The sequence below is a fragment of the Arthrobacter sp. 9E16 genome, from assembly GCF_002929435.1.
Lineage (GTDB): Bacteria > Actinomycetota > Actinomycetes > Actinomycetales > Micrococcaceae > Arthrobacter_B > Arthrobacter_B sunyaminii.
In genome coordinates, this window is the sequence record NZ_PJIU01000001.1 from 290,583 (window position 1) to 308,125 (window position 17,543).

General features: G+C 65.7%; 18 protein-coding genes. 7 read left to right on the forward strand and 11 right to left on the reverse strand.

From position 1 onward, the window contains the following. Positions 1-19: 19 nt before the first annotated feature. A complete protein-coding gene (locus tag CXR00_RS01295) occupies positions 20-736 on the reverse strand; it encodes a ferritin-like fold-containing protein (protein ID WP_104052608.1) in 717 nt (238 codons plus the stop codon). A 395-nt stretch (positions 737-1,131) separates the two neighbouring features. Here CXR00_RS01295 and CXR00_RS01300 point away from each other — a divergent pair, with 395 nt between their 5' ends. Beyond that, entirely contained in the window at positions 1,132-2,748 is a 1,617-nt protein-coding gene (locus CXR00_RS01300) for a DEAD/DEAH box helicase (RefSeq protein ID WP_258060292.1), read from the forward strand. 19 nt (positions 2,749-2,767) lie between these two features. After that, positions 2,768-3,658 carry a site-specific DNA-methyltransferase gene (locus tag CXR00_RS01305; RefSeq protein WP_104052609.1) on the forward strand — a complete coding sequence of 297 codons (891 nt, stop codon included), beginning with the start codon at positions 2,768-2,770 and terminating at the stop codon, positions 3,656-3,658. Between the two features lie 2 nt (positions 3,659-3,660). On the opposite strand, the gene CXR00_RS01310 is transcribed toward CXR00_RS01305, so the two are convergent. Next, complete coding sequence (locus CXR00_RS01310; protein WP_104052610.1) at positions 3,661-4,509, reverse strand: PHP domain-containing protein; 849 nt, start codon at positions 4,507-4,509, stop codon at positions 3,661-3,663. 124 nt (positions 4,510-4,633) lie between these two features. Here CXR00_RS01310 and CXR00_RS01315 point away from each other — a divergent pair, with 124 nt between their 5' ends. Beyond that, positions 4,634-6,205 carry an aminopeptidase P family protein gene (locus CXR00_RS01315; RefSeq protein WP_104052611.1) on the forward strand — a complete coding sequence of 524 codons (1,572 nt, stop codon included), beginning with the start codon at positions 4,634-4,636 and terminating at the stop codon, positions 6,203-6,205. Between the two features lie 77 nt (positions 6,206-6,282). Here the strand turns inward: CXR00_RS01315 and CXR00_RS01320 are convergent, their stop codons facing one another. Beyond that, positions 6,283-7,167, reverse strand: a complete 885-nt coding sequence (locus tag CXR00_RS01320; RefSeq protein WP_104052612.1) for a general stress protein — start codon at positions 7,165-7,167, stop codon at positions 6,283-6,285. Positions 7,168-7,329: 162 nt separating this feature from the next. Between CXR00_RS01320 and CXR00_RS01325 the strand changes: the two genes are divergently transcribed. Genes CXR00_RS01325 through CXR00_RS01335 form a run of 3 tightly spaced genes read left to right on the forward strand, consistent with a single transcriptional unit; the run spans position 7,330 to position 10,372 of the window. After that, on the forward strand, positions 7,330-8,616 hold the full coding sequence (locus CXR00_RS01325; protein WP_104052613.1) for a magnesium transporter: 1,287 nt from the start codon (positions 7,330-7,332) through the stop codon (positions 8,614-8,616). Then, positions 8,609-9,226: a DUF1003 domain-containing protein gene (locus CXR00_RS01330; RefSeq protein WP_104052614.1), complete on the forward strand. Its 618-nt coding sequence runs from the start codon at positions 8,609-8,611 to the stop codon at positions 9,224-9,226. The genes CXR00_RS01325 and CXR00_RS01330 overlap by 8 nt, the downstream gene beginning before the upstream one ends. A gap of 3 nt (positions 9,227-9,229) precedes the next feature. Next, on the forward strand, positions 9,230-10,372 hold the full coding sequence (locus CXR00_RS01335) for an Mrp/NBP35 family ATP-binding protein (RefSeq protein ID WP_258059879.1): 1,143 nt from the start codon (positions 9,230-9,232) through the stop codon (positions 10,370-10,372). 36 nt (positions 10,373-10,408) lie between these two features. Here CXR00_RS01335 and CXR00_RS01340 read toward each other — a convergent pair whose 3' ends face one another. The 3 genes from CXR00_RS01340 to sigE form a co-directional block, all read right to left on the reverse strand. Then, the gene (locus CXR00_RS01340) at positions 10,409-10,828 is read right to left on the reverse strand and encodes a Sec-independent protein translocase TatB (RefSeq protein ID WP_104052615.1); all 420 of its coding nucleotides are present in this window, start codon (positions 10,826-10,828) and stop codon (positions 10,409-10,411) included. Positions 10,829-10,901: 73 nt separating this feature from the next. Beyond that, positions 10,902-11,837, reverse strand: coding sequence for a zf-HC2 domain-containing protein (locus CXR00_RS01345; protein ID WP_104052616.1), 936 nt, complete (start codon positions 11,835-11,837; stop codon positions 10,902-10,904). A gap of 4 nt (positions 11,838-11,841) precedes the next feature. Further along, the gene (gene sigE / locus CXR00_RS01350) at positions 11,842-12,447 is read right to left on the reverse strand and encodes an RNA polymerase sigma factor SigE (RefSeq protein ID WP_104052617.1); all 606 of its coding nucleotides are present in this window, start codon (positions 12,445-12,447) and stop codon (positions 11,842-11,844) included. A gap of 242 nt (positions 12,448-12,689) precedes the next feature. Between sigE and CXR00_RS01355 the strand changes: the two genes are divergently transcribed. Beyond that, positions 12,690-13,325 (forward strand): O-methyltransferase, encoded by a 636-nt coding sequence (locus CXR00_RS01355; RefSeq protein ID WP_104052618.1) that lies wholly within the window; start codon positions 12,690-12,692, stop codon positions 13,323-13,325. 27 nt (positions 13,326-13,352) lie between these two features. On the opposite strand, the gene CXR00_RS01360 is transcribed toward CXR00_RS01355, so the two are convergent. The 5 genes from CXR00_RS01360 to CXR00_RS01380 form a co-directional block, all read right to left on the reverse strand. Then, a complete protein-coding gene (locus tag CXR00_RS01360) occupies positions 13,353-15,008 on the reverse strand; it encodes a M17 family metallopeptidase (protein WP_258060240.1) in 1,656 nt (551 codons plus the stop codon). Between the two features lie 12 nt (positions 15,009-15,020). Continuing rightward, positions 15,021-15,188, reverse strand: a complete 168-nt coding sequence (locus CXR00_RS01365; protein WP_104052619.1) for a DUF3117 domain-containing protein — start codon at positions 15,186-15,188, stop codon at positions 15,021-15,023. Between the two features lie 155 nt (positions 15,189-15,343). Continuing rightward, positions 15,344-16,630 (reverse strand): hypothetical protein, encoded by a 1,287-nt coding sequence (locus CXR00_RS01370; RefSeq protein WP_258060241.1) that lies wholly within the window; start codon positions 16,628-16,630, stop codon positions 15,344-15,346. Continuing rightward, positions 16,590-17,168, reverse strand: a complete 579-nt coding sequence (locus tag CXR00_RS01375) for a DNA-3-methyladenine glycosylase I (RefSeq protein WP_104052621.1) — start codon at positions 17,166-17,168, stop codon at positions 16,590-16,592. The genes CXR00_RS01370 and CXR00_RS01375 overlap by 41 nt, the downstream gene beginning before the upstream one ends. Continuing rightward, the gene (locus CXR00_RS01380; RefSeq protein ID WP_104052622.1) at positions 17,165-17,542 is read right to left on the reverse strand and encodes a DivIVA domain-containing protein; all 378 of its coding nucleotides are present in this window, start codon (positions 17,540-17,542) and stop codon (positions 17,165-17,167) included. Before CXR00_RS01380 ends, CXR00_RS01375 begins: the two co-directional genes overlap by 4 nt. Position 17,543: the final 1 nt, after the last annotated feature.

Consider the following 17,543-nt stretch of genomic DNA (forward strand, 5'->3'; position numbering starts at 1 on the left):
GCGGCTGCGGGAGTCGCTGTCAGGCGGTAAGACCGAGCCGGCTCATCCGCCGGGAGTGGTTCCGGGTCAGTTCGGCGAACAGAGTCTTGAGCTCATCCCCGTACACTCCCTGTGCTGGTCCCTGCAGGTGCCCGCCTCCAACCGCACGCTCAAGCACCACGCGCTGGGCCTGGGTCAGCGCTTCACCAACCAGCCGCCTCCCCCACAGGGCCAGACGGGACGCGAGGCGGGGATCATCGGCTAGTGCCTGCTGCAGCCTGGCTTCTAGGACTTCTCCCGCGGGCTCCGCTTCTTCCTTCAGCCCAAGAACCAGTTCTGCCGTGGCGGGATCCAGCCGTGCGGCAACCGACTGATAGAAATCATCTGAAATGGCATCCGTGACGTAGAACTTCATCAGGGACTCAAACCAGTCCGCGGGCCGGGTCCGGTCATGGAAGGCATCCACTGACGGCTGGAAGGGGCGCATGGCCGCCTCCGGATCAAGGCCCAGCTTCACCAGGTGCTCCGTGACGCACTCAAAGTGTTCGTATTCGCGCACGGCCAGCCGGCCCAGGACCGTGCGGTCATGCAGGGTGGGTGAAAAACGTGCATCGGAGGACATTCGTTCGAACGCTGAAAGCTCTCCATACGCCATGACGCCGAAGAGGTCCGCGAGGAAGCGGCGGTAAATATCCCCGTCATCTGAGGATCCCGGGCCGTAGGCGGAGTCTGGTTCAGTGCGGGTCCCGTTTGTCATGGACCCCAGCGTACCGCCGGCACCGGACAGTCGTCTGCGCGCCGCGCCCCGCCAATGCATGGCGGCTGGCACCCACCGGGTAGACTGGTTGGTAGTAAAAGGATGCCCGGTCGTCTGATAGACCTTAGCCAGACCCGCAATACCTACGCGATCTTGAAATTTTTGGCCGCCGGCCGTGCCCGATGCACCGCGGCGGACCTGCAGTTGTTAGCCCGCGATCGGCTTCCGCTGGACGCATCATGCGCCCGCCATCCGCTCCGGTGTGGACTCTTGCAGCCACTCGTCGAGCCTGGCGCCGCGATGCCTAACTGAACGGTACTTAATTGAACACTGAACTTTCCCAGGTGGACGACACCCGTCACCTCACCGCCGATGACAGCAATGAAGCTTTGAACGTGGCTGAAACCCTGGCCACTACGCAGGCAGCGGCCGTAATCCCGGAACTGACCTTCGCGGATTTCGGCGTCCGCTCCGACATTGTGGAATCCCTTTCCGAAGCGGGGATCACCCATCCCTTCCCGATCCAGTCGATGACCCTGCCGGTGGCGCTGGGCGGCCATGACATCATTGGCCAGGCCAAGACCGGTACCGGCAAGACACTGGGATTCGGCATTCCTGCCATCCAGCGTGTCATTGCGCCCGACGACGAGGCCTACGCCTCCCTGGCCGTGCCCGGCGCCCCGCAGGCCCTCATTGTGGTTCCCACCCGTGAACTCGCCGTTCAGGTTGCCGGCGACCTGTCCACCGCTGCTAAGCGCCGCGGTGCACGGATCGTCACGATCTACGGCGGCCGCGCCTACGAGCCGCAGACCGAGGCCCTGGCCGCCGGCGTCGAAATCGTGGTCGGCACCCCGGGCCGCCTGATCGACCTTTACAACAAGAAGCACCTCTCGCTGAAGAACGTGCGGATCGTGGTCCTCGACGAGGCCGACGAGATGCTGGACCTTGGCTTCCTGCCGGATGTGGAAACCCTGATGGCCGCCACGCCCGCAGTGCGCCAGACGCTGCTGTTCTCGGCCACCATGCCCGGCGCCGTCGTCGCCATGGCCCGCCGCTACATGACCAAGCCCACCCACATCCGGGCAGCGGATCCTGATGACGAGGGCATGACCAAGAAGGACATCCGCCAGGTTGTCTACCGTGCCCACAACCTCGATAAGAGTGAAGTGGTGTCCCGCATCCTGCAGGCCAAGAACCGCGGACGCACCATCATTTTCACCAAGACCAAGCGCACGGCCGCCAAGCTGTCCGAGGAACTGGCGGACCGCGGCTTTGCCGTTGCCGCCATGCACGGCGACCTGGGCCAGGGCGCACGCGAACAGGCCATGCGCGCCTTCCGCAATGAAAAAGTTGACGTACTGGTAGCCACCGACGTGGCTGCCCGCGGCATCGACGTTGATGACGTCACCCACGTCATCAACTATCAGTGCCCCGAAGACGAGAAGACCTACCTGCACCGCGTGGGCCGCACCGGCCGCGCCGGCAACAAGGGCACTGCCGTGACGTTCGTGGACTGGGATGACGTCCCCCGCTGGGGCCTCATCAACAAGGCTCTGGGCCTGGACCAGGCCGAGCCGGTGGAAACGTATTCCTCGTCCCCGCATCTCTACACTGATCTGGACATCCCCGAAGGCACCAAGGGCCGGCTGCCGCGCAACAAGCGCACGCATGCGGGTATTGACGCCGAGAAGATCGAGGACCTGGGCGAGACCGGCAAGAAGAACGGTTCCGCTCCCTCCCGTGACGGCGCCCGTGACAGCTCCCGCGGCCGTGACCGGACCCGTACGGGCGGCACCCGCGGCGACCGGCCCCGCAGCGGCGGCGACCGCGGACGCTCCGACAAGCGTGAAGAGTCCCGGCGTTCCGGCGACCAGCAGGCTGCCCCGGCGCGCGCTGCCGAAGCGCCGTCGGCATCCGCTGACACTGCTGCAGAGCGGCCCCGCCGCAGCCGCACCCGTACGCGCCGCCGCAACGGCGAAGTGGTCGGCAACTCCGCACCCGCAGCCGAATAACCGGGCAGCACTCCTTTTTATGAGCACTCCCCTTTGGTCACCGTCCGGCAGGTCGCTGGTGGTACACGCGGACAACGCCGTGTTCCTGCCGACCCTGCCGGACGGCGCCTTCACCATGATTTACGTGGATCCCCCGTTCAACACCGGCCGCTCGCAGCGGCGGCAGCAGACCACCATGGTCCGCAGCACCGACGGCACCGGCGACCGGGTGGGGTTCAAGGGCCGCAGCTACAGCACGGTCAAGGGCCTGCTTTCGAGCTACGACGACGCCTTCGAGGACTACTGGGCGTTCCTGGAACCACGTTTGGCCGAAGCCTGGCGCCTCCTGGCCGACGACGGCACCCTGTACGTGCATCTGGATTACCGCGAGGTGCATTACGCCAAGGTCATGCTGGACGCCCTTTTCGGCAGGGACTGCTTCCTTAACGAGATCATCTGGGCCTATGACTACGGCGGACGGGCGAAGAACCGCTGGCCGGCCAAACACGACAACATCCTCGTGTACGTCAAGAATCCCGCGGCGTACCACTTCGACAATGCCGAGGTGGACCGCGAGCCGTACATGGCGCCGGGTTTGGTCACTCCCGAAAAGGTGGCGCTGGGCAAGCTGCCCACCGACGTCTGGTGGCACACCATTGTGTCCCCCACCGGCAAGGAAAAAACCGGCTACCCCACCCAAAAGCCCGAGGGTTTGCTGCGGCGCACCGTGGCCGCCAGCAGCCGTGAGGGCGACTGGGTCCTGGACTTCTTTGCCGGTTCCGGCACGCTGGGTGCGGTAGCCGCCAAACTGAACCGGAAGTTTGTCTGTGTGGATGCCAATCCCCAGGCCATTGAAGTGATGTCCAAGCGGCTTGGGCATGCGGCCGACATTGTTTCCGGTGACGCGGTTCAGTCCGTGGCCAGCGCCTGATCCTACGGCCGGACGACGGCGGTCCCGGTTGCCAGGGACTCTATCTTGTCCAGCACCTCCGGGCCCGTAGTGAACTCCCCGAGCAGGTTGGGTTTGCCGGTCCCGTGGTAGTCGCTGGATCCGGTGACCAGCAGCGAATGCTCCGCTGCCAGGCTGCGCAGCCACGCCCGGCCTTCCTCCGGGTTGTCGCGGTGATCCGCTTCCACACCCAGCAGCCCGGCGTCGATCATTTCGCGGAAAGTTTCTTCGCCCACCACCCGTCCGCGGGAGGACGCCACCGGGTGGGCAAACACGGGCACTCCCCCGGCCGCGCGGATCAGCTCGACGGCGTGGGCCGGGTCCGGCGCATAATGCGCCACAAAGTAGCGCGAGCGTGCCGTCAGGATGCCGGAGAAGGCAGCCGAGCGGTTGGGCACCACTCCGGCGGCCACGAGCGCATCAGCGATGTGCGGCCGCCCGATGGTCGCCCCCGGAGCAACATGGCGCTGTACCAGGTCCCAGTCGATGGGAAAGTCTTCCGCCAGCCGCTGGACCATCATTTCCGCCCGTGACACCCGTGCGGTCCTGGACCTGGCGATTTCCGCCAACAGTTCCGGGTTCGCCGGATCATGCAGGTAGGACAGCACGTGAACGCTGATCCCTTCGCTGCTCCGGCAGGAAACTTCCATCCCGGGCACCAGGATCAGGCCCTCCTCACGGGCGGCCTGCATTGCCTCTGTCCACCCGGAGGTGGAGTCATGGTCGGTCAGGGCCACCGCGTCCAGCCCTGCCTCTTTCGCCGAACGCATCACCTCCGCCGGCGGCTGCGTTCCGTCGGAGACTGTGGAGTGCGTGTGCAGGTCGATTCTCACCCCATCAATGTACTTGCTTCAGGCCCTTGCGGGATTGCACGCTGCCGCAGGAAGCTTCTGCGCATGTTTGGCCGCCCCGTCCGCACAGTGAGACCATGGAGGGGTGACTACTGATGCGAATCCAATGACCACCGCCGACACGTCGGGACTCGGGGAGTTGTCCGAAGGGCAGCCCTTGGATGACCGCGTAAACAACCGCTCCCAGAAACCGTCCAATGAGGCCTACAAGGCTTTCATGGCAACCGGCTGGGCCGAGGACGACGCCGAGCTTCCCGCGCGCGCAGAAGTTGCCCCCTACGCCGCCCAGCGCCGTCGTGCCCTGTCCGAGCGGTTCCCGGGTGAGCGCCTCGTGATCCCCGCCGGCCCGCTCAAGGTCCGGTCCAATGACACCGATTACCGTTTCCGCCCGCACTCCGGCTTTGCGCACCTGACTGGCCTTGGCCTGGACCGGGAACCCGACGCCGTGCTCATCATGGAGCCGGTCGAACCGGGAACAGGCGACGACGGCGGCAACCACACTGCCGTCCTCTACTTCCGTCCGCTCGCCGGCACGGACAGTGAAGAGTTCTACTCCAACGCCCGCTACGGCGCTTTTTGGATCGGCTCGCGCCTGGGCCTGGAACAGGTCAGCGCCCTGCTGGACCTGCCCACCCGCCACCTGGACGAGGCCGAAACGGCCATCACCTCCAACGTCGGCGATCCGCAGTTCGGCGGCGTCTCCGTCCGCCTGCTGCGCAAGGTGGACGAAATGGTGGATGCACTGGTGGACACCGTCCGCTACAACACCGCCATGGACCCGGAAAACGTTGACCTCAGTGCCCTTGACGCCCTGGACGGCGAGCTTACCGAGGCCCTGTCCGAACTGCGCCTGATCAAGGACGCGTGGGAGGTGCAGCAGATGAAAGCCGCCGTTGCGGCGACGGTCAACGGTTTCACCGAGGTCATCAAGGCCCTTCCCCGCGCAATTTCCCACCCCCGGGGCGAGCGGGTAGTGGAGGGCGCATTCTTTGCCCGAGCCCGTGAAGAGGGCAACGACCTCGGTTATGACACCATTGCCGCGGCCGGCAACAACGCCACCGTCCTGCACTGGATCCGCAACAACGGCACCGTGAACGCCGGCGAGCTCCTGCTCCTCGACGCCGGAGTGGAAGCTGACAGCCTCTACACCGCCGATATCACGCGCACCGTTCCGGTCAACGGCACCTACTCAGAGGTGCAGCGCAAGATCTACCAGGCCGTCCTCGATGCCGCCGACGCTGGCTTTGCCGCCGCCAAGCCCGGCGCCAAGTTCCGCGACGTGCACCAGGCTGCCGTCAAGGTTCTGGCCGAGCGGCTGGCCGACTGGGGCCTCCTGCCGGTCTCCCTGGAGGAAGCCCTCTCGGACAACGGCCAGCAGCACCGCCGGTGGATGCCGCACGGCACCAGCCACCACCTCGGTCTCGACGTTCACGACTGCGCCCAGGCCCGCAAGGAGCTTTACCTGGACGGCATCATCACCGAGGGAATGGTGTTCACCATCGAACCGGGCCTGTACTTCAAGAACGAGGACCTTTCCGTTCCCGAGGAATACCGGGGCATCGGTGTGCGCATTGAGGATGACATCCTCATCACCGCCGACGGTCCGGTGAACCTCAGCGCCGCTCTGCCGCGCAATCCGGAAGATGTGGAAGACTGGATGGCCGGACTCGCCGAGTAACTGACGGTGTCCTGACAGACGACTAAACAGCGGAAGGCTCCGCACCCTTGGGTGCGGAGCCTTCCGCTGTTTAGTCTTTATGCCTGCTGGCGGGGAACCCCGCCTTCTCCTTCGCCGTGCTCCTTCTCTTCGCCGCTGTGCGTCGCGGCGGGCGGGGCTGCCGCCGGGGCGGACGGAAGCCGCACTCCGTACTGCGGACGGCCGTCGGGAAGATCCGGGAACTGCCCCCGGGGGACGGTTCCAGTGGGGGCCTGCTCTCTGCCCGGAGCCTGCCCTTCCTGCCCGGCATCCGCCGGCTGGGTTGGCTGGGTTGGCTGCCCGCCGGTTGCCGCCCCGTACGGGTTGGCCCATCCGGCCGGCCGCTCCGGAGCTGCTCCGGCCCCGCCCTGCGGCGGCCCCTGCTGCCCATGAGGTCCCTGGGGGCCGGTGTACGGCGGACGGTACTGCGGAGGCTGGGGGTGGCCGTGCTGGCCGATCATCGGCAGCTGCTGCAGCAGGCGGCGGGCGTCATTGGCTGCCTGTGGTGCCACAATCACGTCGTAACTCGTGGCAATGACCTGGCTTGTGGAGGTGAAGTCCCGCCGGCCCCGCTGGAGAGCGTAGGCGAGCACACCGAACAGCAGCCAAAACACTGCACCAAGAGCCATGGACGGGATCAGGGAAACATAGCTTTCCCCGCCGGCAAAGAGCATCAGCGCCAGTCCAACGAACAACCCGAACCAGGCACCGGTAGCCATCGAAGACAGCGCAACCCTGGGGTAGGACAACCTGCCGGTCACCCGTTCCACCGACTTCAGTTCGCTGCCGATAATGGAGACCATCTGCACCGGAAACTTGCTGTCTGCCAGATAGTCCACCGCCTTCTGGGCATCCAGGTAGGCGGTGTAGCGGCCCACCGTTTCGCCCTGGGGCAGGGCGCGGCCTTCATCACGTGGCGGCTTTGAACCAAAAAGGGTAGACATCCCTCCATTCTGTCCCACTTACCGCTCCCATGGGGGCCGTATCGCTCGAAGTGAACTTCATCCCGCGGCGGTGCCGGGACCGGCCGTGCATTCCTCCCCGGCCGGTGCTGCGGCGGAGCCGCCGATACGGCGGAAGCGCCGGGCACCCCGTAGCCTAAGAATGTGAGCAAAAATCCTACCCGCGTCTTCATCGCACGCCTGCTCGGCCTCGACGTATTCGACCCCCTGGGTGACCGTCTGGGCCGCCTTCGCGACGCCGTCGTGCTGGACCGCGGGCCCGGGCGTCCTCCGCAGGCCGTAGGCATTGTGGTGGAGGTGCCGGGCAAGAAGCGCGTCTTTGTGCCGCTGACCCGCATCACCTCCATGGATCCAAGCCAGATCATCTGCACCGGACTGGTCAACCTGCGCCGTTTCGAACAGCGCGGCGCGGAGATGCTGGTGGTGGGAGAGCTCTTCGACCGCAAGGTCACGCTGCGGGACGGAAGCGGCGAAGCCACCATTGAAGACATTGCCATTGAGCAGAACCGTGCCGGCGACTGGCACGTGTCCAACCTCTTCGTCCGCCGCAGCGGTCCGGAATCCCGCCTGCGCCCCCTGCGCAGGCGCGGTGAACAGATGATCGTGGACTGGAAGGACATCATCCACTGGGACACCTCCGGCCCCCAGGCCGCCACCTCCTTCGTGGCCCAGAATGATGACCTGAAGGCTGCCGACTTCGCCGATGCCCTGCATGAGATGACCGGCAAGCGCCGGATTGAAGTGGCCAGCGAACTCCAGGACGAGCGCCTTGCGGATGTCCTGCAGGAACTTCCTGACGACGACCAGGTCCAGATCCTGCAGTCCCTGGATGTGGAGCGCGCTGCCGACGTCCTGGAGGAAATGGACCCCGACGACGCCGCTGACCTGCTCAACGAACTTCCGGAGGACCAGAAGGAAGAGCTTCTGCAGCTGATGGAACCCGAGGACGCCCGCGATGTGCGGCGGCTGCTGAACTACGAGGAAGACACCGCCGGTTCCCTGATGACCCCGGTTCCCGTCATCCTGCCGCCGGAGGCTACGGTTGCCGAAGCGCTGGCCCATGTGCGCCGCGAGGAGCTGACCCCGGCCCTGGCTTCCTCGATTTACGTGTGCCGCCCTCCCCTGGAAACACCCACGGGACGGTACCTCGGTGTGGTGCACATCCAGCAGCTGCTGCGTTCGGCTCCCCCGGAGGCGCTGGGGAATATCCTTGATACGGACTTGGAGCCGGTCCGGGACTACGCCAGCATCAGCGAAGTGTCCCGGATGCTCGCCACCTACAACCTCAATTCATTGCCTGTCGTCAATGACGCCGGCCGTCTGGTGGGGGCGGTGACCGTGGATGACGTCCTGGACCACCTGCTTCCGGACGACTGGCGTGCCTCCGACGACGCACCAACCGATGTGAAGCAGGGAAGGACCCATGGCTGAAAAAGTAAAGTCGCAGACCAGCGGCCTGGATACGCCCCGGACCGCCCGTGCACGCTGGCTTCCGCGCTTGTCTCCGAACCCGGACGCCTTCGGCCACGCCACCGAGAACTTTGCCCGCTTCATGGGCACCCCGCAGTTCCTGCTCTACATGACGGTGTTCTGTGCCGTCTGGTTGATTTGGAACACCTGGGGACCGGAGCCCCTGCGCTTCGACGACATAGCCCTGGGCTTTACGCTGCTGACCCTCATGCTTTCGCTGCAGGCTTCCTACGCCGCCCCGCTGCTCCTGCTGGCACAGAACCGCCAGGATGACCGGGACCGTGTGTCGGTTCGCCAGGACCGCGAACGCGCTGAGCGAAACCTGATGGACACGGAGTACCTGACCCGGGAGATCGCCGAGCTGCGGATCGCCCTGCGCGAAGTCGCCACCCGCGACTACGTACGGTCGGAGCTAAGAAGCCTCCTCGAGGAACTGCTCGAAGCCAACAACAGCGAATCATCCGAGGACGCTCCCGCAAAGCGCAGCCAGCGCCGTCGTCCTGATTCCTCAGGATCTTCCGCGGCCACGGAACACATGCCCAAACTCAATCCGGGCGGGAGGGAAAACTAGAGCGTGGCACCACTGCAACACACAGCCGACCGTGCGCTGGCTGCGCTTGACGCGGTCCTGGACCCGGAGCTCCGGCGCCCCATCACTGAGCTGGGAATGGTCAGCGGGGTGTCCGTGGACGACGACGGCGTCGCCTCCGTGGGCGTCCTGCTCACCATCTCCGGGTGCCCCCTGCATGAAACCATTACCGCCGACGTCGAACGCGTCCTGGGCGGCGTTGAGGGCATCACCGGGGTCCGTGTTGACCTTGGTGTCATGACCGCGGAGCAGCGGACAGCGCTTAAGGAAAAACTGCGCGGTCCCGGCGGAGCCAAGGACATTCCCTTCAACCGGCCCGGTTCCCTGACCCGCGTGTACGCGGTGGCCAGCGGGAAAGGCGGGGTGGGAAAATCCAGTGTCACCGTGAACCTTGCCGCGGCCATGGCCGCCTCCGGACTGCGCGTGGGGATCGTGGACGCTGATGTTCACGGCTTCTCCATCCCCGGGCTGCTGGGCATCACCCAGCCGCCCACCCGCGTGGATGAAATGATCCTTCCGCCCGTGGCCTACGGGATCAAGACGATTTCCATTGGCATGTTCGTTGCCGGCAACGCTCCGGTGGCCTGGCGCGGACCCATGCTCCACCGCGCTCTGGAGCAGTTCCTGACCGACGTGTATTTCGGCGACCTTGATGTCCTGTTCCTGGACCTGCCGCCCGGAACCGGAGACATTGCCATTTCTGTGGCGCAGCTCCTGCCGCAGTCGGAAATTTTGGTGGTAACCACCCCGCAGGCAGCCGCAGCGGACGTCGCCGAACGTGCGGGAACAGTGGCTTCCCAAACCGGTCAGAGCGTGGCAGGCGTTATCGAGAACATGTCCTGGCTGCAGCTGCCCACCGGAGAACGGATGGAGCTGTTCGGCTCCGGCGGCGGAGACATCGTGGCCAAACGGCTCAGCGAAGCACTGGGCAAGGACATTGCGCTGCTGGGAAGCATCCCGCTCGATGTTGATCTGCGGACCGGCGGCGATTCCGGTGCACCCGTGGTGCTCTCGGAATCAGCCCTGGTGGAAGGTTCGGCGGGCGCTGAGCTTCGCCGCATCGCCGGTGCCCTGGCCAGGCGTCCCCGGGGACTCTCGGGCTTGAAGCTCGGTGTTACACCGCGCTAGGAGTTCCTGTTCCGCCGCTTTGGCTTCCCAGCGTGTCTAGGTGGCTTCGGTGTCAAAGGGCGCCCGGTCCCCGTCCTGCAGCCGCATGAGCGGCTTCACAGCCGGAGCTCCGCTGGGCGCAGCGGCGCGTCCGGGGGCACCTGCGGTTGCCTGCGGTGCAGCAGGCGCGGGCCGCGCACTGACGGGCTTGACGGCGTCTTCGAAATCATCCAGAAGTGCTTCCTTGATGATCCGGCGCGGGTCATACTGCCGCGGATCAAGTTTGCGCCAGTCAACCTCGTCAATTTCGGGGCCAACCTCTTCCCGGAGCTGTTCCCGGGCACCAGTGGCCATCCGCCGCACTTCACGGACCAAACGTGCAAGCTGGGAGGCGTATTCCGGCAGCCTTTCGGGACCCAGCACCGCTACGGCAAGGATCGCCAGGACGAGCAGCTCATAGCCGTTGATTCCGATCACCTGTGAAGACTACCTTTCATGCTGCACCGCAAGCCAGTTCCCGTTCCGGACGGACGGTTTTCCTGCGGTCCGGTCAATCCTGTCCACCGGTGCCCGTCATGATGGTGAAACCGCTCTTGATGCGGTCCCATACCCCATGGGCCTTCTCCCGGGCATGAAGCGCCAGCCTCGATGACTCGGTGAGGGAAATCTCGCTGACAGCTTCGTTCAGAACGTCCCCGGACGAAGACACCTCCACGGTGTAGGTAACCCGCTTCGAGGCCACAACAGCGCGATGGGGACGCTGGGGATGAATCCATATCTGCGGGCGTCCGGGACGCTCTTCCTGCAGGATGAACCCTTCCTCCGTGACCGGTTTCCCGCTGACGCCGTCCACCACGGTCTCTTCGGACCAGGAAGCGGGGTGGGTCTCATACACGTTCACGCTGGCCCCCTCGCCTTCCAGGGTCATGATGACCGCCGGTTCCCCGTCAACCAGGGCAGCCCGGGCCCCTGCGACGGCCATTCCCGCCGACGCGAGCTCCGGGCAGGCCCACCCGCGGGACCGCAGTTCCGCGAGCTGTTCAGGAGCCAGCTGGTCATCCCGGCCTCCGCCGGTTACGTCGTTCCACACATCGGCCAGACCCGGCGCCGCCTGCTGCGTTACCGGAGGCTGGACCCAGCCTCCCAGCAGGTAGGCGGTGGAAAGGACCAGCCCGACGGCGGCAGCCACTACTCCTGTGGCAGCTGCGAAGCGTCGTCGGCGGTTCCGGCTTGTTCCGGGAGCATGTGCATAATCCGCCGGTGTCCCGTCATCTGCGGGGTGTGCCGTGCGTTCGATGCGTTCGCGCAGCACGGGATCCGGTTCAGGAACCGCAAATGAGTTCAGGCGTGCCCGCTGCCGGCGTTCCCTGGCCGCTTCGGAACGACACCGGGCACACCGCGAAAGGTGTGCCTGCAGTACAGCGGCACGGGCCGGGCTGGCCTGACCGTCCAGGTATTCCTGCAAAAGGCGTTTGGGGTGTCGCATGAAATCAGTTGGCGCCTGCCACGCGCGGCAGCTTGAGCCGCGGTCCGGTTTGGGGGCGGACCTGGGGATCGCGGTGCGCCAATTTCTCTTTCAGCATGGTGCGGCCGCGGTGAATCCGGGAGCGGACCGTTCCAAGCTTGACGCCCAGGGCACGGGCCACTTCGTCATAGGACAGGCCCTCAAGGTCGCACAGGACTACGGCAGCCCTGAAGTCGGGCGGAAGTTCATCCAGCGCCCGGGCAATATCCACGTCGAGGTTATTGAACTCAAAGCTTCGCTCGGGTCCGGGCCCGTTGCTGGGGAGCCGGCTCTCAGCCTCTTCGGTCATACCGTCAAACCGAATGCGGCTCTTGCGCCGAGCCTGGTCCAGGAAGAGATTTGTGGTGATGCGGTGCAGCCACCCGTCCAGGGTTCCGGGCTGGAAATTCTCCAGGGAGCGGAAGACACGGACAAACACCTCTTGCGTGAGGTCTTCGGCGTCGTGCCGGTTGCCGGTCAGGCGGTAGGCCAGCCGGTACACTTTGGCTGAGTGCGCCTGCACTACTTCTTCCCAGGTGGGCCGCACCCACTCGGAGTCAGCCGGTCCGCCGGTTGCTGAGGTCGTGGACATGGCTGCCCTCCTTCCCGTGAAGTAATGTCATCCGGCCCGCGGCCAAACGAAGCCCTTGTTAGCGTCCTGCATAATTATGTTGACGCATCAGTCTGGGAATTCGCTGTTAGCACTCTTGCCGTGCGCACACAAGAGCGGTGTTTTACCGGCTGCCGCGGCCCGCGTCCCGCAAAGCCAACCCGGCCGCCGCCGGGCCTTAAGCTTGACTGAGCATGGTTCCCCAACAAACGAAAGTGACACGAATGAGCGCCGACAAGCAGACCAGCTGGTCCTACACGGAGGGACTGCCCTTCGAGGACGAGGTCCTGCTGCGCGCGCGGGAGCGCTCCTATGAACTGGGAGTTTCGCCCGTCTCGACCGGCGTCGGCGCTGCCCTGACGGTTCTCGCCGCAGCGTCCAAGGCACAGACTGTGGTGGAAGTGGGCACCGGTGCCGGGGTCTCCGGCGTCTGCCTGCTGCGGGGTCTGGGACGCCAGTCCGTCTTGACCACCATTGATTCCGACGTCGACCATCTTCGGGCGGCGCGTGAGGCCTACCGCGAAGCCGGCGTGGCCGGCAACCGGACCCGCACCATTTCGGGCCGTGCCGCCGAGGTCCTTCCGCGGCTCACCGACGGGGCCTACGACATGGTTTTCATCGACGCCGACAAGCCGTCTTTTCCGCTCTATGTGACGCAGGCCGTCCGTCTGCTCAAGCGCGGCGGACTGCTGGTGGTCAACGACGCCCTGGACCACGGGAAAGTCTCCGATCCGGCCATCCGCGAAGAGACCACCAACACCATGCGGAAAGTCGGAAAAGCGATCCGGGACAATGACGCTCTTGTGTCGTCACTGCTGCCCACCGGTGACGGCCTGCTGCTGGCGGTCAAGACCAGCTAGCGGTCCGGGGCTCCCCAGCGGCGGCGGTCAGGGCCGGAGGCCGGGCAGGTTCTGAAGGAAACTGATCAGCAGCCTGGCTCCGAATCCGGTAGCCCCCTTGGCGATCTCATGCCTGTCCGCACGAGCGCTCATCGGCCCGGCAATGTCCAGATGCGCCCAGGGAACACCGTCAACGAACTTTTCGAGGAACAGTGCGGCCACAATTGCCCCCGCACCGAACTTGAGCGCCGGCGGAGCCACGTGCGCCACGTCCGCTGTCACCGAGTCAAGAGCGTAGTCATATTCATGGACAAGGGGCAGCGGCCAGACGCGGTCCCCCGAAGCCTCCCCCGCTTCCTCCATTGCATCCAGCAGAAGCTCGGTATTGGAGAACACTGCACCGTACTGCTGGCCCAGACCCAGGGCTGCAGCTCCCGTCAGGGTGGCAATATCCACCAAAACGTCCGGGGCGAGGCCCGCGGCTGCATAGGCCAGCGCGTCAGCGAGGACCATCCTGCCCTCGGCGTCCGTGTTCCCGATCTCCACAGTCGTGCCGCCGTAAGTGGTGACAACGTCACCGGGCCGGTAAGCGGAAGCGCCGATGGCATTCTCCGCCAGGGCCAGGATTCCCGTAACGCGGTGCGGCAGCTCCAGTTCGGCAGCGGCCTCCACAGCAGCCAGCACCACGGCGGCGCCGGCCATGTCCATCTTCATGGACATCATTGCGTCACGGGGCTTCAGTGAGATGCCGCCGGAATCAAAAGTGATCCCCTTGCCAACCAAAACAACGTGTTCCGCGGTCTCGGCGGAAGGCTGGTAAGTAACCTGCACCAGGCGCGGCGGATTCGCAGAACCGGATCCAACCGCGGTCAGGCCGCCGAACCCCTGCCGCAGGAGTTCGGCCTCCTCCAGGACGGTGATCTCCAGGCCCGCACGCTTCGCAACGGCACGGCTTTGTGCCGCCATCCAGGCGGGGGTTGCGACGTCGGGCGGAAGGTTGGTGAGATCCCTGGCCAGCCACACAGCCCGGGCGGTGATCTGTGCCTGGCGCTGCGCATCTGAATCCAGACCGGTGACTTCCATGGCGCGGGCCATGGCAGGGCCGGCTGGCGTTTTTCCCTGGCGGGGCGCCTGGTATCCGCCCAGCAGGAAGCCTTCGAGAAAGGCCTGCTGCGCGGCGGGACCGAGTCCGTCAACCACCGCGGCGCGTATCCGGCGCGCACCTTTGGTGGCTCGGGCCAGTGCCGCTCCGGCACGGCGCAGGTTTTGGACGGACTCATCGCCGACGCCTACAAAAATCAGTTTGGCCGGCAGGTCAGCGGCCCTGTCCGACGGCGGTTCCACCAGCAGTGTTTCACCGGCTTTGCCGGTAACGCCGGCCGCGGCCGCGCGGGCAGCGACGTCCACGCCATACCAGAGGGCTGTTTCCACAGCGCCCCGCCGGGGCTGCGGCGTGGGATGCAGCGACTCCTCGGAGTCCTCTCGGGGCGAGGAATCAGGAGCGGCGGCCATGGCAACGGCCAGGACATCAACTTCTTCCTCAGGGGCGGGCCGCAGCCCGGTGCCGGCGGTGGGGGCACCGGCACCGGTCAGCAGCTGATCCACCGCTGTCACCGCCGTCATGGCAATGCCAGACAAATCGGTCCCCGGAGCCTCCCCCGCGGAGGAGGTGGCCGGTGAGGATCCTTTGGGGAGTCGCTGCATTGGTTTCGCTTCCTAGCTCGTGGCGCCCAGCAGGCAATCCTTGAGCTTGCCGGCTTCCTCAGCATTGAGTTCGACGACGAGCCGTCCGCCGCCGTCGATCGGCACCCGCAGGATGAGGCTACGCCCCTCCTTGGTGATTTCCATGGGTCCGTCACCCGTACGCGGTTTCATCGCTGCCATGTTCCAGTTCCCCTTTCACAGTGCGCTGCGGGCGATCCCCCAGTCACACATGTAACCTCTGTCGCACGGCCTACAACCTGCTCCGGCGGCAATTGCCTTCATTATTCCGCACAAACATCGTCCAAACGAAATTTCTTGTGTTCCGCGCCACAATCCTAAGGGGGATAATCCCCTCCGCCCGGAAGCGGAGTCCAGCGCCAGAGCCACACCACCCAGACAATCTGCAGCACCAGGAAGGCCAATGCGACCGTGGTCCGGTAGGCCCGGGAACTGCTCAGGGATGCCAGGGCCAGCCCCAGCGGGAACAGCGGCAGCAGCAACCGGAACGTACTGGTCAGCGGATTCAGGAAGGCCAGCAGGTACAGCACATAGGCGGCACACCACACCTGCATTTCCACGCCGAGCCGGCGCACAGGCTCGGAATTGAGGCACAGGACGGTGAGAGCCACCAGGGCAATCAGCGCCACCGGCCCCATGACCGGACCGAAGAGCCGCTCCGCCTCGACAAACCACGGCTTGAAGACCAGCAGGGTATCTCCCCGCCAGGCCGTTTCCGTGTCCGTGTAGGCACCCGCCTCCCCGGTGTACCACCACGCCAGTGCGGGCCAGGCGAGGGCGCCGGCTCCGGAGGCCAATCCCAAGACCACCATCCGCCATGCCTCGGCCGGCGGGAAGGCTTCCTTCCGGCGCAGTATCCAGCGGCGCACAAACAGGATCCCCATCATCAGGGCAAAAGCGACACCCACCGGCCGGGACAGGCACATCACCAGAACCACCGGCACTGCGGACAGGTAGCGGCGGGTGATCAGCAGGTACAGCGATGCCGCCAGCAGCAGCAGGTTCAGCGACTCCGCATAGGGAACCTGCAGGATCGGGGATACCGGGTTGACCGCCACAAACACCACGCCCCAGAGGGCGGTGCCGGACGAGGCCCGCAGCGCGAAAAGCCGGTACACCATCAGAGCGGCGCCGAATCCGGCGGCGGTGGCCACTATGGGTGCGAGGACTTCCCAGCCCAGCCCGGTGAGGGCTGCGAGCGCCCGGACCAGCCCCGGAAAGAGAGCGTAGAACGCCCACTGGTTCTCCTGCGCCCGGCCCGTTTCATCACGGGGAATTTCGGACGGGTAGCCGCCGGCGAAAATGCGCTGGTACCACTCGCTGTCCCAGGCTCCGATGAACTGCAGGTACGACGGCGTTCCCTCCCATCCCCACGGGTTCAGTCCCTGCTGCGCCGCTACGGCAACGAACACCGTGAACGAAAACAAGCGCGCGGCCGCCCAGACGGCCAGGACCTTGATGTACCAGGGCCAGCGGTTGAAGGCCGCGGCCAGGCGCGCTGATGCACGCACCAGCGCGGTGTTGGCGGCCGACGCCGGACGGGTGTCCCCCTGCCGGGCAGCGCTATCCGCCATTGCGGACCCAGCAGCTTGCCAGATGGTCATTGACATACCCGGTGGCCTGCAGCATCGCGTAGGCAGTGGTGGGTCCCACGAAACGGAAACCGCGCTTTTTCAGGGCCTTTGCCAGCGCAGCGGAATCCTCCGTGATAGCCGGAACGTCGGAAATAGTCTGTGGTGCCGGGCGCTGCGGGTCAGCGCGGTGTGCCTCAAGCAGCTTTTCCAGGCTCTCCCCTGCCGGCAGGTCCAGGAGTGCCCGGGCGTTGGCGATGACGGCGTCGATCTTTGCCCGGTTACGGACAATTCCCGCATCATTCATCAGCCGTGTCCGGTCCTCGTCCGTAAACCGTGCCACCGCCGCAGGATCGAAGCCTGCAAAGGCACGGCGGAACGCTGGCCGCTTACGCAGGATCGTGATCCAGCTCAATCCCGCTTGGAAGGCCTCCAGGCTCAGGCGTTCAAAAAGGGCTGCCTCGCCGGTAACCGGGCGGCCCCATTCCTCGTCGTGGTACTGCTGATAATCGGGGCTGCTGACTGCCCAGGGGCAGCGCAGAAGCCCGTCCGAACCTGCCACAGTGCTCATGACGGCATCCCCGGATCCTGCCGCGCATCGTTCCCCGGCTGCGGCGGAACCCTTCCAGGAGCCTGCACGGCAGCCAGAGCGGCATCCCTTTCCGCCAGCACCTCTTCCAGCCGCGCCAGGACAGCGTCCACCTGGTCCATCCGGTAACCCCGGAACGCCACCGAAAATCTCAGCCGCCCAAGGTCAGCGGGCTGCACGTCCTCCGGCAGGAGGACCGGAGGAAGCCTTGGATCCGGTTCCGCCAAGCCGGGATCCCCCGCCGACGAAGGCTCCCCGGACGCCGTCCCGGGTCTGCGGAAAGGCGGAAGCCCGGTAGCGGCAAGCGCCACTGCACCTGCTGCGAGAACGGCCACGAAAATTAGGAAGGTTGTCACA

Bases quoted from the DNA above. Each gene is read 5' to 3' on its own strand.
- CXR00_RS01360 (WP_258060240.1), bottom strand. From the start codon at position 15,008: ATGCAGCGACTCCCCAAAGGATCCTCACCGGCCACCTCCTCCGCGGGG.
- CXR00_RS01375 (WP_104052621.1), bottom strand. From the start codon at position 17,168: ATGAGCACTGTGGCAGGTTCGGACGGGCTTCTGCGCTGCCCCTGGGCA.
- CXR00_RS01330 (WP_104052614.1), top strand. From the start codon at position 8,609: ATGGCTGAAAAAGTAAAGTCGCAGACCAGCGGCCTGGATACGCCCCGG.
- CXR00_RS01320 (WP_104052612.1), bottom strand. From the start codon at position 7,167: ATGTCTACCCTTTTTGGTTCAAAGCCGCCACGTGATGAAGGCCGCGCC.
- CXR00_RS01370 (WP_258060241.1), bottom strand. From the start codon at position 16,630: ATGACCATCTGGCAAGCTGCTGGGTCCGCAATGGCGGATAGCGCTGCC.
- CXR00_RS01355 (WP_104052618.1), top strand. From the start codon at position 12,690: ATGAGCGCCGACAAGCAGACCAGCTGGTCCTACACGGAGGGACTGCCC.
- CXR00_RS01315 (WP_104052611.1), top strand. From the start codon at position 4,634: ATGACCACCGCCGACACGTCGGGACTCGGGGAGTTGTCCGAAGGGCAG.
- CXR00_RS01295 (WP_104052608.1), bottom strand. From the start codon at position 736: ATGACAAACGGGACCCGCACTGAACCAGACTCCGCCTACGGCCCGGGA.
- CXR00_RS01365 (WP_104052619.1), bottom strand. From the start codon at position 15,188: ATGGCAGCGATGAAACCGCGTACGGGTGACGGACCCATGGAAATCACC.
- CXR00_RS01345 (WP_104052616.1), bottom strand. From the start codon at position 11,837: ATGCGACACCCCAAACGCCTTTTGCAGGAATACCTGGACGGTCAGGCC.
- CXR00_RS01305 (WP_104052609.1), top strand. From the start codon at position 2,768: ATGAGCACTCCCCTTTGGTCACCGTCCGGCAGGTCGCTGGTGGTACAC.
- sigE (WP_104052617.1), bottom strand. From the start codon at position 12,447: ATGTCCACGACCTCAGCAACCGGCGGACCGGCTGACTCCGAGTGGGTG.